A 15,259-nucleotide genomic window follows, 5' to 3' on the forward strand; every position below is an offset into this window, starting at 1 on the left:
TTTTTATTTAATTAATTCTCAATTGGAATTTAAATCTTGTTTATCAGATTCTTTATATTCAAGATTGTTTTTTGTATCTTTTATTATTTTGTCATTTATTATTTCCAAATCCATATCCAAATTATCAGCTGTAATAAATTCTTTTTCATCTTTTTTAGATATTTTTGCATTTTCATATATCATATAACCAGCACCAGAGTTTATTTTCTCATACATAACTAAGTGATATTTTTTTGAATCTGATGAACTTTCACCATCCTTAGTTTTTTCAATGGTAAATGCCTTTTCTTTTGAGACGAAAGATTTACCGCTTAGCTGTTCTATTTTTACTCCTTTTGCTGAACAAGAGCAAAAAATTAAAGTAACTAAAGTAATAATAAAACATCTTTTTAAAAATTTTTTCATGTTATTGAACACCTTCAATATTATATTTAGTGCTTTTGTACTATAAACTAATTATATCATAAAAAATAATAAATAAAAGACTAATAATTTTTGTGAAAATATGATATAATTATAAGATAATAGTATATTAGTTTAATAATGAAAAGAGAATTTTTTAGTAGAATATATAGTTAAATTAGTAAAACTCAGTTAGGAGAATTATATGAATATTGATATGGGAATAATTTATCAAAATTTAGAATTTTTGATAAAAATGATTCTTGCAACCTCTATGGGAGCAATAATCGGTTTTGAAAGAAAGAGTAGAAATAAAGAAGCGGGTATTAGAACTCATGCAATAGTTGCATTGGCATCTGCACTTATGATTATAGTTTCTAAATATGGATTTTTTGATGTAGATGAATACGATGCGGCTCGTGTTGCAGCTCAAGTTGTCTCTGGGATTGGATTTTTAGGAGCAGGACTTATTTTTATAAAAAATAATGCTGTAAATGGACTTACGACTGCTGCAGGAGTTTGGGCTACTGCCGGAATTGGACTTGCCATGGGAGCAGGACTTTATGCAGTTGCGGTTTTTGGAACTCTTTTAATTGTAATTGTTCAAATTTTAATGCATAAAGATACTTTTCTAAATAAGGATCATTTGACTATAACATTTGAGATAGGTTTAGAAGATAGTTTTAATACCATTAGAGAAATTAGAAATTGTTTAGAAAGATTTAAACTTGAAATTCAAAATGTAGAAATCCTAAAGAAAAGTAAATCTGTGATAGTTAAATTTCATACTGTTGTTCCTTTAGATTTTGAAAGAGAACATTTAGAAGATTTAATTTTTGATGATGAGAGAGTTAAGAAGATAGAAATGTAGTTGACTTTTTTGACTATTTTTTATATAATTATTTCAATATTTAATACTGGGCGTTGATTGTGCTTACAACACAGGAGCTCAAAAGTAATTGTGCTTAAACAATATGAGGCCTATGCGAAGAAAGGTGGTACCACGATAAGTCGTCCTTTCACAGTTTTAGGTCTTTTTTTATAGGAGGTTTTATGGAATACAAGAATATTTTTGAAGAGCTTGTCGATAGAGGATATTTTGAACAAGCTACTTATGAAGAAGAATTAAAAGAGTTATTGTCTAAGGAAAGAGTAAAGTTTTATGTAGGTTTTGATGCAACAGCAGATAGCTTGACAATCGGACATTTTATTCAAATTATGGTTATGAAGAGAATGCAAAACTATGGTCATATTCCAATTGCACTTTTGGGTGGTGGAACTACAATGATAGGAGACCCTTCAGGAAGAAGTGATATGAGAATGGTAATGACTGAAGAACAAATTAATTATAACGCACAAAGATTTTTTGAACAACTTTCAAGATTTGTAGATTTTTCAGATGGTAATGCTATAATAGAAAACAATAAGGATTGGCTTTTAGACTTAAATTTTATAAAATTTATGAAAGAAGTTGGAGTGCATTTTAGTGTAAATAAAATGTTAACTTGTGATGCTTATAAAAATAGAATGGAAAAGGGTCTTACATTCTTTGAATTTTCATATATGTTAATGCAAAGTTATGATTTCTTGTACCTTTACAGAAAACATGGTTGTAAATTACAATTAGGTGGTTCTGATCAATGGAGTAATATTCTCGGTGGATATGACCTTGTTAGAAAACTTGAACAAGATAAAGTTTATGCGATGACTTTTAAACTTTTAACAACTGCTGATGGTGTTAAAATGGGCAAATCCCAAAAGGGAGCTGTTTGGTTAGATGAAGAAAAAACTTCTCCTTATGAACTTTTCCAATATATGAGAAATGTTGATGATAGAGATGTTGAAAAATTCTTACTAATGCTAACTTTCTTACCAACTGAAAAATGTAGAGAATTAGGGAAATATAAGGATGAAAAAATTAATGAAGCTAAAGAAATTTTAGCTTTTGAAGTAACTAAGATTATTCACGGAGAAGAAAAGGCACAAAAAGCATTGGAAACAGCTAGAGCATTATTTAGTGGAGAACTTTTAGATGAAAATATGCCTTCAACTGAAATAAAAAAATCAGATTTTGAAAATGAAGAAATAGGAATTTTAGATTTAATCAGAACTTGTAAACTTTCAAAGTCTAATGGAGAAGCTAGAAGACTTATAGAACAAGGCGGAATTTCTTTAAATGGAGAAAAAATTACAGATACAAATACAAAAGTTTCTCTTAATTTAGAAGAAATTGTTATTAAAAAAGGTAAAAAAATATATCATAGAGTAATTGCTTTATAGGAGTTTTTGATGAAAAAAGAAGATATTTATGTTGTAGGGATTGCAGGAGGCTCTGCCTCTGGCAAGACCACTATTGTTGAAAAGTTGAAAGAACAATTTAAAGACGAAATAGTTATGATTAGCCATGATTTTTATTATTGGGCAAATGATGACAAGACTTTAGAAGAAAGGGCAAAGTTAAACTATGACCATCCGAAGTCTTTTGAAACTTCTAAACTTATTGAGGATATAAAGATTTTAAAATCTGGTAAAGCTGTAGATTTACCGATTTATGATTATACAATGCATACTAGAAGCAAAGAAACTTTAAGAGTATATCCAAAGCCTGTAATAATAATTGAAGGTATTTTAATTTTGGAAGATCCAAAACTTAGAGAGCTTATGGACTTAAAGGTTTATGTAGATGCCGATGCCGATGAAAGACTTATTAGAAGAATTTTAAGAGATACAAAAAAGAGAGGAAGAAGTCTTGAAAGTATTTTAACTCAATATCAAAATACGGTTAAACCAATGCATGAAGAATTTATTGAGCCGAGCAAAAAACATGCTGATATAATTATTCCTCGTGGGGGAGAAAATACTCCAGCAATACAGATGTTGGTTCAACATTTAAAGACTTTTTTGGATAAAAATGAAAAAAAATAGTAAGACAAATGTATGTAGAATTTTAGATAGTAAAAAAATAAAATATGAATTTGTAGTTAGAGAAGAAGACAAAGAATTTGAAGAAATTGGAATTGACAGAAATATTTGTTTTAAAACACTTGTTCTAGAAGGAAGCGATAAAAATCATTATGTCTGTGTTATTCCGATTGATGCTCATTTGGATTTAAAAAAGGCAAGTAAATTTTTAAAACTAAAGAGTATTAGAATGATTTTACAAAAAGACTTAGAGCCTTTAACGGGTTATGTTCATGGTGGATGTAGTCCTGTTGGCATGAAGACAAAATTTAAAACTGTTTTTGATGAAACTGCAAAGAATATGGAAAAATTTCTTGTAAGTGCAGGTAAGGTTAGAAATTCAATTATAGTAAATCCTGTTGAATTTGCAAACTTTTGTGATGTGGATTTTACTGATTTGGTGGCAGAACAATGATAAATTGTATTATACTTGCAGGTGGAAATTCCACAAGAATGACTTTTCCTAAAGAATATATAGATATAGAAGAAAAATATTTAATTCACAATTCAATAGAAGTCCTGAAAAATATTTTTGATGATATAGTTGTCATTTCAAATAATAAAGAGCATTACAAAGATTTAAAAGTTAGAGTTGTTAGGGATATTTTTTACAAGAAAGGTCCAATGGCTGGACTTCATAGTGGACTTTGTTATTCTAATAGTGAATTTTCTTTTTTGACAGCATGTGATATGCCTAATATGGATGAAAAATTCATTAAATTTTTGATTTCAAAATTGGATGTAAATTTTGACGGATTAGTTTGTCTTTCGGAAGAAGGAAAAATATTACCAATGAATGGAATTTACAAAAATTCTTTAAAAGAAAATTTAAGAGAAGAATTGATAAAAGATAATAGAAAATTTGTAAGATTTATTGAAGATAGTAATTTTAAATTTTTAAAATATGAAAATTGGAAAATTTTTGATAAGAAAAATATATTTGAAAACTTAAATACTATAAAGGAATTGGAAGAATTTAAAAAGAAATTATTGGTCATAAAAAAAGATTAATGACGGTTTATGCCGTCATTTTTTGATTTAATGAAAATATATTATTAAAATTAATACATTTTTAATACAATTTGTTAAATTGACAAAATACTAAAAAAGTTGTAAAATATTAATTGTGAGAAATCACTTTTAATTTTAAGGAATAATAATTTGATAATTGTAACTTGAAAATTTAATAAAAGGAGGTGTGAAACTAATGCCAATGGAATTTTTATTAATGCCTGTTTTTTTAATCGTAGGAGTGGTTGTTGGATATGTTTTTAGAAGATTTACTTCTGAAAAACTTATAAATGGTGCCGAAAATCATGCTAAAAAAATTGTTGAAGATGCTATTAAAGAGGCTGAAACTAAGAAAAAAGAAAAATTAGTTGAAGCTAAAGAAGAAGCTCATAGAATTAAGCAAGAAAGCGATAAGGAAAACAGAGAGAGAAGAAATGAAATTCAAAAATTGGAACGTCGTTTGATTACTAAAGAAGAAAATTTAGATAAGAAAAATGAGAATTTAGATAAGAAAAATGAACGTTTAAATAAAGAATTAAAGGCTTTAGAAGTTAAAGAAACTGAAATTGAAAAATTAGTTGAAAAGCAAAAAGAAGAACTTGAAAGAGTTGCCAATATATCATCTGAAGAAGCTAAAGAAATTATACTTGAAGAAGTTAGACAGGAAAGTATAAAAGATGCTGCAAATATCATAAGAGAAATAGAACAGAATGCGAAAGATAATGCAGAAAAAAATGCCAGATATATTATTGGAACAGCTATTCAAAGATACGCAGCAGATCATGTTGCAGAATCTACAGTTAGTGTTGTAACTTTACCTAATGATGAAATGAAGGGTAGAATTATAGGTAGAGAAGGAAGAAATATAAGAACATTTGAAAGTTTGACAGGAGTAGATTTAATTATTGACGATACTCCGGAAGCTGTTGTTTTATCTTCTTTTGATCCGGTTAGAAGAGAGATTGCAAGACTTTCTCTTGAAAAATTGATTAACGACGGAAGAATTCATCCAACAAGAATTGAAGAAATGATTGAAAAATCAAGACAGGAAGTTGAAAATAGTATTAGAATTGCAGGAGAAGATGCTTGTGATCAAACTAATATTCATGGATTACATCCTGAACTTGTAAAACTTTTAGGAAGATTAAAGTACAGAACTTCTTATGGACAAAATGTTTTAAAACATTCAATAGAAGTTGCACATATGGCAGGGATGATAGCTGCTGATATTGGAGCTGATGTTAAGATTGCCAAAAGAGGTGGTCTATTACATGATATAGGTAAGGCTATAGATCACGAAATGGAAGGAAATCACGTTGAGTTAGGCGTTCAAATGGCTAAAAAATATAAAGAAAAACGTGAAGTTATCCATTGTATTGAAGCACATCACAATGATGTTGAACCTTCAACTGTTGAAGCACTTTTGGTTCAAGCAGGAGATGCTATTTCAGCTGCAAAACCTGGTGCAAGACGCGAATCTGTTGAAAATTATATTAAGCGTTTGGAAAATCTGGAAGCAATTGCAAATTCATTTGACGGAATTGAAAAATCTTTTGCAATTCAAGCAGGACGTGAAATAAGAGTATTGGTTAAACCGGAAGTTATTGACGAAGATAAAATGTTATTAACTTCAAAAGAAATTATTAAGAAAATACAAGAAGAACTTGAGTATCCTGGAACAATTAAAGTTAATTTAATTAGGGAAACAAGAATTGTTGACTACGCTAAATAGTTTTTAAATTTGAAAACAAGAATGTTTATAGAAATATAGGCATTCTTTTTTTATGCAAAAAAATTGAAAGTTTTTACATTTATTTATGTATCTACGATACATTTAGTTATTAATTTAATATTGATATAGTTTTGCAATTGTGATATATTTATATTGATTTATAATCAATTTTTAGTTTTCATAAATAATATAATCAAGGAGTTAATTATGATAAAAGAAAATATAAATATTGAGTATGTAAGTGAAGATAATTCACGATTTTTAAAAAATATTTTAAGAGATGATATTAGTGAAGATTTTGTAGATTCGTTAGATGTAATTTTGGAAATAACGAAATATGGAATAGAACATAATTGTATAGGTCATACTTATGCAATTAAATATAATGAAAAATATATAGGTATTATATTGTTATGGGAAGCTATTGAATGGAGTACAGACCCTGAAATAATGAAAAAAGAGCCTTTCTATAGACTTATGGGATTTATTATCGATAAAAGATATAGAGGTCGTGGGATAGGTTCCTATATTTTAGAAAAAGTCATTTCTAAATGTTATGAAGAATATGGAATAAGACCTATTGCATTAGGGGTTCATAAAGATAATTACAGAGCTGAAAAGTTTTATGTTAATAGAAGTTTTATAAAAACTGATTTTATGGAAGGAAATGATTACTATTATTTTAGATTTCCTAAATTTTAAGGAGTAAATTATGAAAAGAGAAAAGTTATCAGTTTTAGGAATTGGACCAATATATGTGGGTATTATACTGATTGTAACAAGTATTTTAATATTTTTACAAAATAAGGGTTATTTTAAAAATGGAGAAATTTCTTTTTTAAAAACTCCTTTTATAATTATAGGTATTTTATGTATAATTATAGGTATTGGACTGTGGGTTTCTGCAGTTATTAATTCAAGAATTTCTACGAATATAAAGGAACTAAAATTGGTAACTACGGGAGTTTTTTCGGTTGTAAGAAATCCGATTTATTCAGCTTTTATGTTTCTTTGTTGGGGAATTTGTTTTCTTTTCAATAATTTATATTTTTTAATTACAATTCCACTTTATTGGATTCTTTTAACTTTTTTAGTGAAAAAGACAGAAGAAAGATGGCTTAAAGATATTTTTGGAGAGGAGTATCTTGAATATTGTAAAAGGACAAATAGATGTATCCCATGGTTTTCTAGGAAATCTTAATTAACTTATCATATAAATTTAGGGGGTAGTATGAGTAATTATTTTGATGAGGTTGCTAAAGTTTGGAATACGAAAGAGAGAAAAAATAGAACTTTTACCATATACGAAAAAATGTTTAAGTATTTGGGAGAAAATCTAAAAGAGAAAAAAGCTCTTGAAATTGGTTCAGGAGATGGACTTCTTGCAACTTTGCTTTCAAAGGATTTAAAACATATTGATTGTATAGATTCATCTCTAAGGATGAGAGAAGAGTCTTTGAAGAGAATAAATGAGATGAAAATAGAAAATATCAGTATAAATGATGAAAAATTTTTAGAAAATTCAAATGAAAAATACGATATAATTTACAGTTTAACTGCTTTTCATCATATTGTAGATGTGGATGCAGAGCTTAAATTGTTAAGAGAGCATTTGAAAGAGAATGGGAAAATAATTATAATGGATTTAGATACTGTTTCTCCTGACTTCCATAAAGATTTTCCAAATTTCGACGGGCATGATGGTTTTTCAAGAGAAGAAATGGAAAATCATTTTATTAGAGCTGGATTCATTCCGAAAAATTATGAGATTTTATGGAATGGAAGAAGCAAGGAAATTGATTTTAGAATTTTCTTAATGGAAGGAATATGTGAAAAATAAAGTAAGCATAAAAAAGTCGAGTTGTATTTGCAACTCGGCTTTTTGGATTTAAAAGGAGTTGTTGTAAAATAGTTAATGTACCACTCCAAAATCTTTAATAGGTTGAAAAAATATTTCATCGTTATATATAATTTTAATAAAATTTATTTAATTTGTAAATTTTTTCATAAAAACTATTGACATACAAAAAAAGTGGTAGTATAATAAAGTTATAACAGATAGCTGTATATGACATATTTAGTCTATATTTTAAGGAGGTTGAATAGATGGATTTAAAATATAAAGTTAAAGTGTTTTTTTTGATTGTTAATGTGGTTGTTTTAATTTCAAGTATATTTTTGAAAGATATTAAAGTTAAAAATGCTGTCAGAACAGGTGTAGTAATAGCTTTGATTATGTTTTCAATATTTAGTTTGCTTAAGATTATATAGAAAATAAAATTTAATAAGTAAGGTAAAAAGATAATAAGAACCCCACCCATCCACGATGCTATGCATCGGGCGGGTGCCCGGGAACCTTGTTGCTTCGCAATAAGAACCCTATCCGTTCACAAAGCTATGCATCGGGCGGGTACCCGGGAACCTTGTTGCTTCGCAATAAGAACCCTATCCATTCACAAAGCTATGCATCGGGCGGGTACCCGGGAACCTTGTTGCTTCGCAATAAGAACCCTATCCGTTCACAAAGCTATGCATCGGGCGTGTGCCCGGGAACCTTGTTGCTTCGCAATAAGAACCCTATCCGTTCACAAAGCTATGCATAGGGAGGGTGCCTGGGAACCTTGTTGTTTCACAATTAAAAATCCAAGTTGAATTGACAACTTGGATTTTTAAATTTCATCTAATTTAGTTTTTTTCTTTAATATCATTTAAGATATTCTTAATGTCTGTTAAGATTTCTTCTTGAGTTGGACCAGCTGGAGCTTCTTCAACTACTTCTTCTTTCTTTCTGCTTAACTTATTCATAGCTTTTACCATCATAAATATACAGAATGCGATAATTAAAAAATCAATAACATTTTGAATAAATGCACCATATTTAAAAGCAACTTCTGCAATTTCTTTAGACTTATCTGCCGCTTTTAAGACAATTTTTAGATCTGAAAAATTAATTCCACCTGTTAAAATTGAAATTAATGGCATTAAAACGTCATTTACTAAGGATGTAACGATTTTTCCAAATGCTCCACCTATAATTACACCGACTGCCAAGTCCATTACATTACCTTTCATGGCAAATTCTTTAAATTCTTTTAACATAAACTTCCTCCTATAAATAAAATATGATAAAATGTGTTATAATAAAATATAAGTACATTAAAATCATTCAGTTTGTTAGTACCCAATTTTAAGTATTTTAATCATTTAGGAGATTAATATGTTACAAAAAATTATAGTTAGTAACTGCGCTAGTGCAAAATTTCTAGAACTGTTAGAAAATGAAAATATTAAATATATAAAAAGTTTAAATAATGAAAAATTTAATAGAAATTATAATGACCATGTTGATTTAAGTATTTTAAAAATCGATGATGATATTTATATAGAAAAATCTGTTTATAACTATTACAGAGAGTATTTGAGTGAATTTAATTTAAAAAAGATAGATGTATCATACTTTAAAAACGGAGAAACAGTTTTAAACATAGCAAAAAATAGTAAATATTTTTTTCATAACGAAAAATTTACCACAAAAGAAATTTTTGAAAATCTTAAATTAAAAAGAAAATATATAAAAATAAATCAAGGGTATTCAAATTGTAGTATGATTTGTTTTGAAAATCATATAATAACAAGCGATGAGGGTGTATATAAGACTTTAAAAGCTCAAAATATCAATGTTGAACTCGTTACAACTGAGGGAATTGTTTTAAATGGATATAAAAAAGGATTTATTGGAGGAACTTGTGGTTTCATTTTTGATGATATTTTATTATTTTATGGTGATGTGACAAAATATAGAGATTATGATATAATTAAACGCATAGCTGATGAAGAAAATGTGAAAATACTCTATCCTAAAGATGAAACTTTTGTTGATTTAGGTGGAATTATTTCACTCTGGAGGTAATTATGGGATTTATTAAACCGAGCAATGTTGTTGGTACAATGGAACTTTTACCAAATGAACAAATTTTGTTTGACAATGTTAAAAATATAATTGAAGATACTTTTAAAAAACGTGGTTTTTTACCAATAGATACGCCAATTTTTGAAAAGAATGAAATTCTTTTGGCTAAGGGTGGCGGAGAAACTACAAAACAAATTTTTAAAATCGACTCCGAAAGCAAGGACATTTCTTTAAGATTTGATCTTACTGTGCCTTTGGCAAGATATGTTGCTCAATATTTTAGCGACTTAAATTTTCCTTTTAGAAGATATCATATAGGTAAAGTTTATCGTGGAGAAAGAAATCAAAAGGGAAGATATAAGGAATTTTATCAATGCGATATTGACGTTATTGGGAATGGAAAACTTGATATCAAAAATGATGCAGAGCTTCCTTATATTATTTATGAAATTTTTTCAAAAATTATTAATGAAAAATTTGCGATTAATTTTAGTAATTTAAAAATTATTAATGGACTTTTTGAAAATCTGGGTATAGACAATAAAGCTGATATGCTTCGAATAATCGACAAGATTGAAAAAATCGGTTTTGAAAAAGTTGTAGAAGAACTTAAAAATACAGGACTTGATGATAATAGTTTAGAAAAAATCATTGAATTTATAAAGATTTCAGGAAGTAATGAGAAAATTATAGAAAAACTAAATTCATTAGGAATTTCTAATGAACTTTTTGAAAAGGGTGTTGAAGAACTTAAAGAAGTTTATGATTGTATGAAACTTTTTGGAATTCCAGAGGATTGTATAAAGATTAATCTGACTATTACAAGAGGTCTTGATTATTATACCGGAACTGTTTACGAAACATTTTTAGAAAATTATAGACAACTTGGAAGTGTTTGTTCAGGTGGAAGATATGACGATTTGGCAAGTAATTATACAAGTCAGATTTTACCGGGAGTTGGTATTTCTATCGGACTTACAAGATTATTTTATCAACTACTTGATAAAAATTTATTTAAAGAAATTAAGACTAATAGCATTGATGCTTTAATTATTCCAATGGAAAATTGTTATGATTATGCTATAAAACTATTGAATAAATTTGAAAATAGTGGTAAAATAATACAAATATATTTTGAAGACGCAAAGATGAAGAAAAAAATATCTTATGCGGACAAATTAAATATTCCTTATATAATCATAGTCGGTGAGGACGAAAAAGAAAATAATACTTACACTGTCAAAGATTTAAAGACTGGAGAACAATCAACTGTTGATTTTGAAGGATTGTTAAAGTTAATATAGACGTTGAAGTAACGAGTAGGACTTAAGCGCTTTAAGAGAGGATGAAACGTGGCTGGAATTTCATTTAAGAATGCTATTTACCGAAAACTATTACGGAGTCTTTTATTTAATTAAGAAGTAATTAGGGTGGAACCACGAGTCATCGTCCCTACAGTTTTGTAGGGATGAGGCTCTTTTTTTATAGGAGGATAATATAGAAATGATTAAAGTTACATTCCCTGACGGGTCTATTCATGAATTTGAAAAAGGGGTAAAGATTTTAGATGTTGCAATTAGCATTTCAGAGGGTTTTGCAAGAAATGTTTTAGGTGCTGTTGTTAATGATGATATTATAAAAGGTTTAAGCGAAACATTAAAAGAAAATTGTACAGTTAAATTTGTAAAATTTGAAGATAAAGAGGGAAAAGAAATTTTTTGGCATACATCAAGTCACGTTATGGCTCTTGCTATTCAAAGACTATTTCCGGATACAAAATTTGGAATAGGCCCTGCAATAGACAACGGATTTTATTATGACTTAGACTCAGAACACAAATTCACACCAGAAGATTTAGAGAAAATTGAAGCAGAAATGAAGAAAATAATTAAGGAAGGCTTCTCTGTTGATAGAAAAGAAGTTGATAGAGACTTTGCTTTAAAATATTTTGCTGAAAAAGGACAAGACTATAAAATTGACTTAATTGAAGGATTTGACAAAGATGCTGAACTTTCTTTCTACGAATTAGGAGATTTTACTGACCTTTGTAGAGGACCACATCTTGTTGATGTTAAAAAGATAAAAGCTGTTAAGCTTTTAAGCATTGCAGGGGCTTATTGGAGAGGTAGCGAAAAAAATAAAATGCTACAAAGAATTTATGGTATCAGTTTTGAAAAGAAAAAAGATTTGGATGAATATCTTGAATTTTTAGAAGACGCAAAGCAAAGAGATCATAGAAAAATTGGTAAAGAATTGGGAATATTTATGATTAGCCAAAATGTAGGTTCAGGTCTTCCATTCTGGTTACCGAAAGGAGCTACAATTAGACGTGTAGTTGAAAGATATATAGTTGATAAAGAAATCGAATGTGGATATGAACATGTTTACACTCCAATTCTTGCAAATGTTGACTTGTATAAAACTTCAGGCCACTGGGATCACTATCAAGATAGTATGTTTCCACCAATGGACTTAGGAAATGGAGAAATGTTGGTTTTAAGACCGATGAACTGTCCACATCATATGGAAATTTACAATAATGATGTTCATAGTTATAAAGAATTTCCTATAAGAATTGCTGAACTCGGAATGATGCACCGTTATGAAATGAGTGGAACACTTTCAGGATTACAAAGAGTTAGAGAGATGACTTTAAATGATGCTCATATCTTTGTTCGTCCGGATCAAATTAAAGATGAATTTACAAGAGTTGTAAATTTGATGAAATCAGTTTATGAAGATTTTGATATAAAGAACTATAAATTTAGATTAAGTTACAGAGATCCTGAAAATAAAGAAAAATACTTTGATGATGATGAAATGTGGAATAATGCTGAAGCAATGCTTAAGAGTGCAATGGATGACTTAGGATATGAATACTTTGAAGCAAAGGGAGAAGCTGCTTTCTATGGTCCTAAACTTGACGTTCAAGTTAAAACTGCAATCGGATTAGAAGAAACTCTTTCTACAATTCAGCTTGATTTCTTATTACCACAAAGATTTGACTTAACTTATGTTGGAGAAGATGGAAAGAACACTCATAGACCTGTTGTAATTCACAGAGGAATTGTTTCTACAATGGAAAGATTTGTAGCTTACTTGATTGAAGAATATAAAGGAGCATTCCCAACTTGGTTAGCTCCTGAACAAGTAAAGATTTTACCTATTTCGGATAAATTTAATAGCTATGCAAATGAATTACAAAAAGAATTTGCTAAAAAAGATATAAGGGCAGTTGTGGATGACAGAGCAGAAAAAATCGGATTAAAAATTAGAGAAGCACAGCTTGCAAAAATTCCATATAGTTTAATCGTTGGAGAAAATGAAGTAAACGAAAGAACTGTTTCAGTTAGAAAACGTGGAGAAGGGGACAAAGGATCAATGAAATTTGAAGCTTTCCTTGAAATGATTTTGGAAGAAGTAAATTCAAAAATTGTAAAATAATTAAAATACAATATTAAACAAAAAAGCTATTGAAGCAAAACTTCAATAGCTTTTTAATTGTGAAACAACAAGGTTCCCAGGAACCCACCCGATGCGAAACATCGTGGAAGGGTGGGGTTCTTATTTTACCAAAACATTATTATTAACGCAATTAGATTATTTAAAAAGTGTCCGAAAACACAAGGTAATAAAGATCTAGTTTTTTTGTATATTAAACAACCAATAAAGCTTGGTACTATATACAAAGGAACTAAATACAATCCGTCGTGAATTAGAGCAAATATAAATGCTGAAATAAACGATGGAATGATGACTTTCAAAAAAATTCCTTTATCTTGAAAAATTTCATGGAAAAATGTAAATATACCATATTTAAAAGCAATTTCTTCTCCAATTGGAGCTGATAATAACATATTTACTATTAATATCTTATTATATTGTAAAGATTTGAAAATACCTTGAGTATTTTCACTTCTAAAATTTAGTCCTAATAACTGATATGAATATGAAACTATGATATTCCATAAAATCATAAATATACCAAGTCCAACTCCAAATAATAGTAACTTTATTAAAGTTCTCTCAGATTTTCTTATTGAAATACTATCACTTCTATTTCTACTTAAGAAAACTCCTATTATAAATGTAATAAGTATTGCAATAGAACTCACTACACTTATAATGAAATTCTTAAATGCTTCTTCGTCTTTCAATAAATATGGATTGTCTTGAAAGAATTTTGATACTGACGGCAAATTCATCAAATTTTCAAAAATGGTCTGATTATTTAAAGCTAAAAAAAGTACCACTGAAATCAAAATTGGAGTTACAAAATAATTTAAAATTAAAAATAAAGATTTTTTATTAAATTTTTTTGTTTTAATTTCAGGACTTGATAAATTTACATTTTCTATTGAATCATCCATTATTTTCACCTATTATTCGCTATCAACACCTTTTTCTTTTGAATATTCAACTAAATTATCATAATTTTCTTTAGAAATTATAATCTTACCAGTTTTTCTTGAAATACAATTTCTATCAAGTAATTCATTTAAATATCTGTACATTGTTCTTTCATTAATCCTCAAGTAGTCTGAAATAACTTTTTTAGTCAAAGTAATTCTAACAGGGAATTCTACATCAACACATTTTGATAAGAAAAACTCAATTAAGTTTTTCTTTCTACCATAATTCTTTGTTAAATCAAATGTAGCAATTGAGTGTTTTGCAAAATCCAACAAGAAGTGATTGTAAATTTTTAAAAGTTCAATACTCTCAGCTTCTTTTTCAAATCTTTCAACAGGAATTCTAATAAGTCTTGTATCTTTAAAAAATGCAACACTCTTGTAGAAATCATGTTTGTCATCCATAAATTCGAGTAATCCAAATATGGAAGTATTAGTTATGTGATTAAAGACGATTAACTCTCCAACAGGTGTGAAGTGAACAACATTGGCACTTCCTCTAACTAACAAATATAAATAATCTAATTTGTCATTTTCTTTGATTATAACAGTTTTTTTCTTAACTTTAAGAACAGTGAATTCTGAATATAATCTTCTATCAGTTTTTAAATCAAATGTCTTATCGATTAAAACTTTTCTTAATAATGTAACTAATTTACTCTCCATTAACATTCCTCCTTAAATATTATTGTACAATAATATTATAATATAAAAATGACAAAAAATAAATAGTAAATTATAAAGTTTGTGAAAAAAATTTAGTTAATAATGGTTTAATTTGAAAGTTTTTACCATAAAAATTTTTAGAAAAACGATTGACAATCGATTGCT

At 28.1% G+C, this 15,259-nt stretch carries 17 protein-coding genes; 13 read left to right on the top strand and 4 right to left on the bottom strand.

Annotated elements, in window-relative coordinates:
* Window positions 1-18: 18 nt before the first annotated feature.
* Window positions 19-405, bottom strand: a complete 387-nt coding sequence (locus VJI95_RS06130; RefSeq protein ID WP_324010657.1) for a hypothetical protein — start codon at window positions 403-405, stop codon at window positions 19-21.
* 202 nt (window positions 406-607) lie between these two features.
* Between VJI95_RS06130 and VJI95_RS06135 the strand changes: the two genes are divergently transcribed.
* The 10 genes from VJI95_RS06135 to VJI95_RS06180 all read left to right on the top strand — a co-directional run bounded on the left by VJI95_RS06135 (window position 608) and on the right by VJI95_RS06180 (window position 8,377).
* Window positions 608-1,273, top strand: a complete 666-nt coding sequence (locus tag VJI95_RS06135; RefSeq protein WP_323999630.1) for an MgtC/SapB family protein — start codon at window positions 608-610, stop codon at window positions 1,271-1,273.
* 182 nt (window positions 1,274-1,455) lie between these two features.
* Complete coding sequence (tyrS, locus tag VJI95_RS06140; RefSeq protein WP_324010659.1) at window positions 1,456-2,682, top strand: tyrosine--tRNA ligase; 1,227 nt, start codon at window positions 1,456-1,458, stop codon at window positions 2,680-2,682.
* Window positions 2,683-2,691: 9 nt separating this feature from the next.
* Window positions 2,692-3,327: a uridine kinase gene (gene udk, locus VJI95_RS06145; RefSeq protein ID WP_324010661.1), complete on the top strand. Its 636-nt coding sequence runs from the start codon at window positions 2,692-2,694 to the stop codon at window positions 3,325-3,327.
* Entirely contained in the window at window positions 3,314-3,778 is a 465-nt protein-coding gene (locus VJI95_RS06150; RefSeq protein WP_324010663.1) for an aminoacyl-tRNA deacylase, read from the top strand. Before udk ends, VJI95_RS06150 begins: the two co-directional genes overlap by 14 nt.
* Entirely contained in the window at window positions 3,775-4,374 is a 600-nt protein-coding gene (locus tag VJI95_RS06155) for a molybdenum cofactor guanylyltransferase (protein ID WP_324010665.1), read from the top strand. Before VJI95_RS06150 ends, VJI95_RS06155 begins: the two co-directional genes overlap by 4 nt.
* 196 nt (window positions 4,375-4,570) lie before the next feature.
* Window positions 4,571-6,106: a ribonuclease Y gene (gene rny, locus VJI95_RS06160; RefSeq protein ID WP_324010667.1), complete on the top strand. Its 1,536-nt coding sequence runs from the start codon at window positions 4,571-4,573 to the stop codon at window positions 6,104-6,106.
* A 207-nt stretch (window positions 6,107-6,313) separates the two neighbouring features.
* Window positions 6,314-6,808: a GNAT family N-acetyltransferase gene (locus VJI95_RS06165; protein ID WP_324010669.1), complete on the top strand. Its 495-nt coding sequence runs from the start codon at window positions 6,314-6,316 to the stop codon at window positions 6,806-6,808.
* Window positions 6,809-6,818: 10 nt separating this feature from the next.
* The gene (locus VJI95_RS06170) at window positions 6,819-7,307 is read left to right on the top strand and encodes a methyltransferase family protein (protein WP_324010671.1); all 489 of its coding nucleotides are present in this window, start codon (window positions 6,819-6,821) and stop codon (window positions 7,305-7,307) included.
* A 30-nt stretch (window positions 7,308-7,337) separates the two neighbouring features.
* The gene (locus tag VJI95_RS06175; RefSeq protein WP_324010673.1) at window positions 7,338-7,946 is read left to right on the top strand and encodes a class I SAM-dependent DNA methyltransferase; all 609 of its coding nucleotides are present in this window, start codon (window positions 7,338-7,340) and stop codon (window positions 7,944-7,946) included.
* Window positions 7,947-8,212: 266 nt separating this feature from the next.
* Complete coding sequence (locus VJI95_RS06180; protein ID WP_324010675.1) at window positions 8,213-8,377, top strand: hypothetical protein; 165 nt, start codon at window positions 8,213-8,215, stop codon at window positions 8,375-8,377.
* A 414-nt stretch (window positions 8,378-8,791) separates the two neighbouring features.
* On the opposite strand, the gene mscL is transcribed toward VJI95_RS06180, so the two are convergent.
* Complete coding sequence (gene mscL, locus VJI95_RS06185) at window positions 8,792-9,205, bottom strand: large-conductance mechanosensitive channel protein MscL (protein ID WP_324010677.1); 414 nt, start codon at window positions 9,203-9,205, stop codon at window positions 8,792-8,794.
* A 118-nt stretch (window positions 9,206-9,323) separates the two neighbouring features.
* On the opposite strand from mscL, the gene VJI95_RS06190 reads away from it, so the two are divergent.
* From VJI95_RS06190 to thrS, 3 genes are all read left to right on the top strand, one after another.
* Window positions 9,324-10,016 (top strand): DUF6873 family GME fold protein, encoded by a 693-nt coding sequence (locus tag VJI95_RS06190; protein WP_324010678.1) that lies wholly within the window; start codon window positions 9,324-9,326, stop codon window positions 10,014-10,016.
* A 2-nt stretch (window positions 10,017-10,018) separates the two neighbouring features.
* Window positions 10,019-11,320, top strand: a complete 1,302-nt coding sequence (gene hisS / locus VJI95_RS06195; RefSeq protein ID WP_324010680.1) for a histidine--tRNA ligase — start codon at window positions 10,019-10,021, stop codon at window positions 11,318-11,320.
* Between the two features lie 193 nt (window positions 11,321-11,513).
* Window positions 11,514-13,460, top strand: a complete 1,947-nt coding sequence (thrS, locus tag VJI95_RS06200; protein ID WP_324010692.1) for a threonine--tRNA ligase — start codon at window positions 11,514-11,516, stop codon at window positions 13,458-13,460.
* A 125-nt stretch (window positions 13,461-13,585) separates the two neighbouring features.
* On the opposite strand, the gene VJI95_RS06205 is transcribed toward thrS, so the two are convergent.
* Window positions 13,586-14,386, bottom strand: a complete 801-nt coding sequence (locus VJI95_RS06205) for a CPBP family intramembrane glutamic endopeptidase (RefSeq protein WP_324000275.1) — start codon at window positions 14,384-14,386, stop codon at window positions 13,586-13,588.
* A gap of 12 nt (window positions 14,387-14,398) precedes the next feature.
* A complete protein-coding gene (locus tag VJI95_RS06210) occupies window positions 14,399-15,094 on the bottom strand; it encodes a Crp/Fnr family transcriptional regulator (protein ID WP_324000276.1) in 696 nt (231 codons plus the stop codon).
* Window positions 15,095-15,259: the final 165 nt, after the last annotated feature.

The organism is Parvimonas sp. C2 (assembly GCF_035282405.1).
Classification (GTDB): Bacteria; Bacillota; Clostridia; order Tissierellales; family Peptoniphilaceae; genus Parvimonas.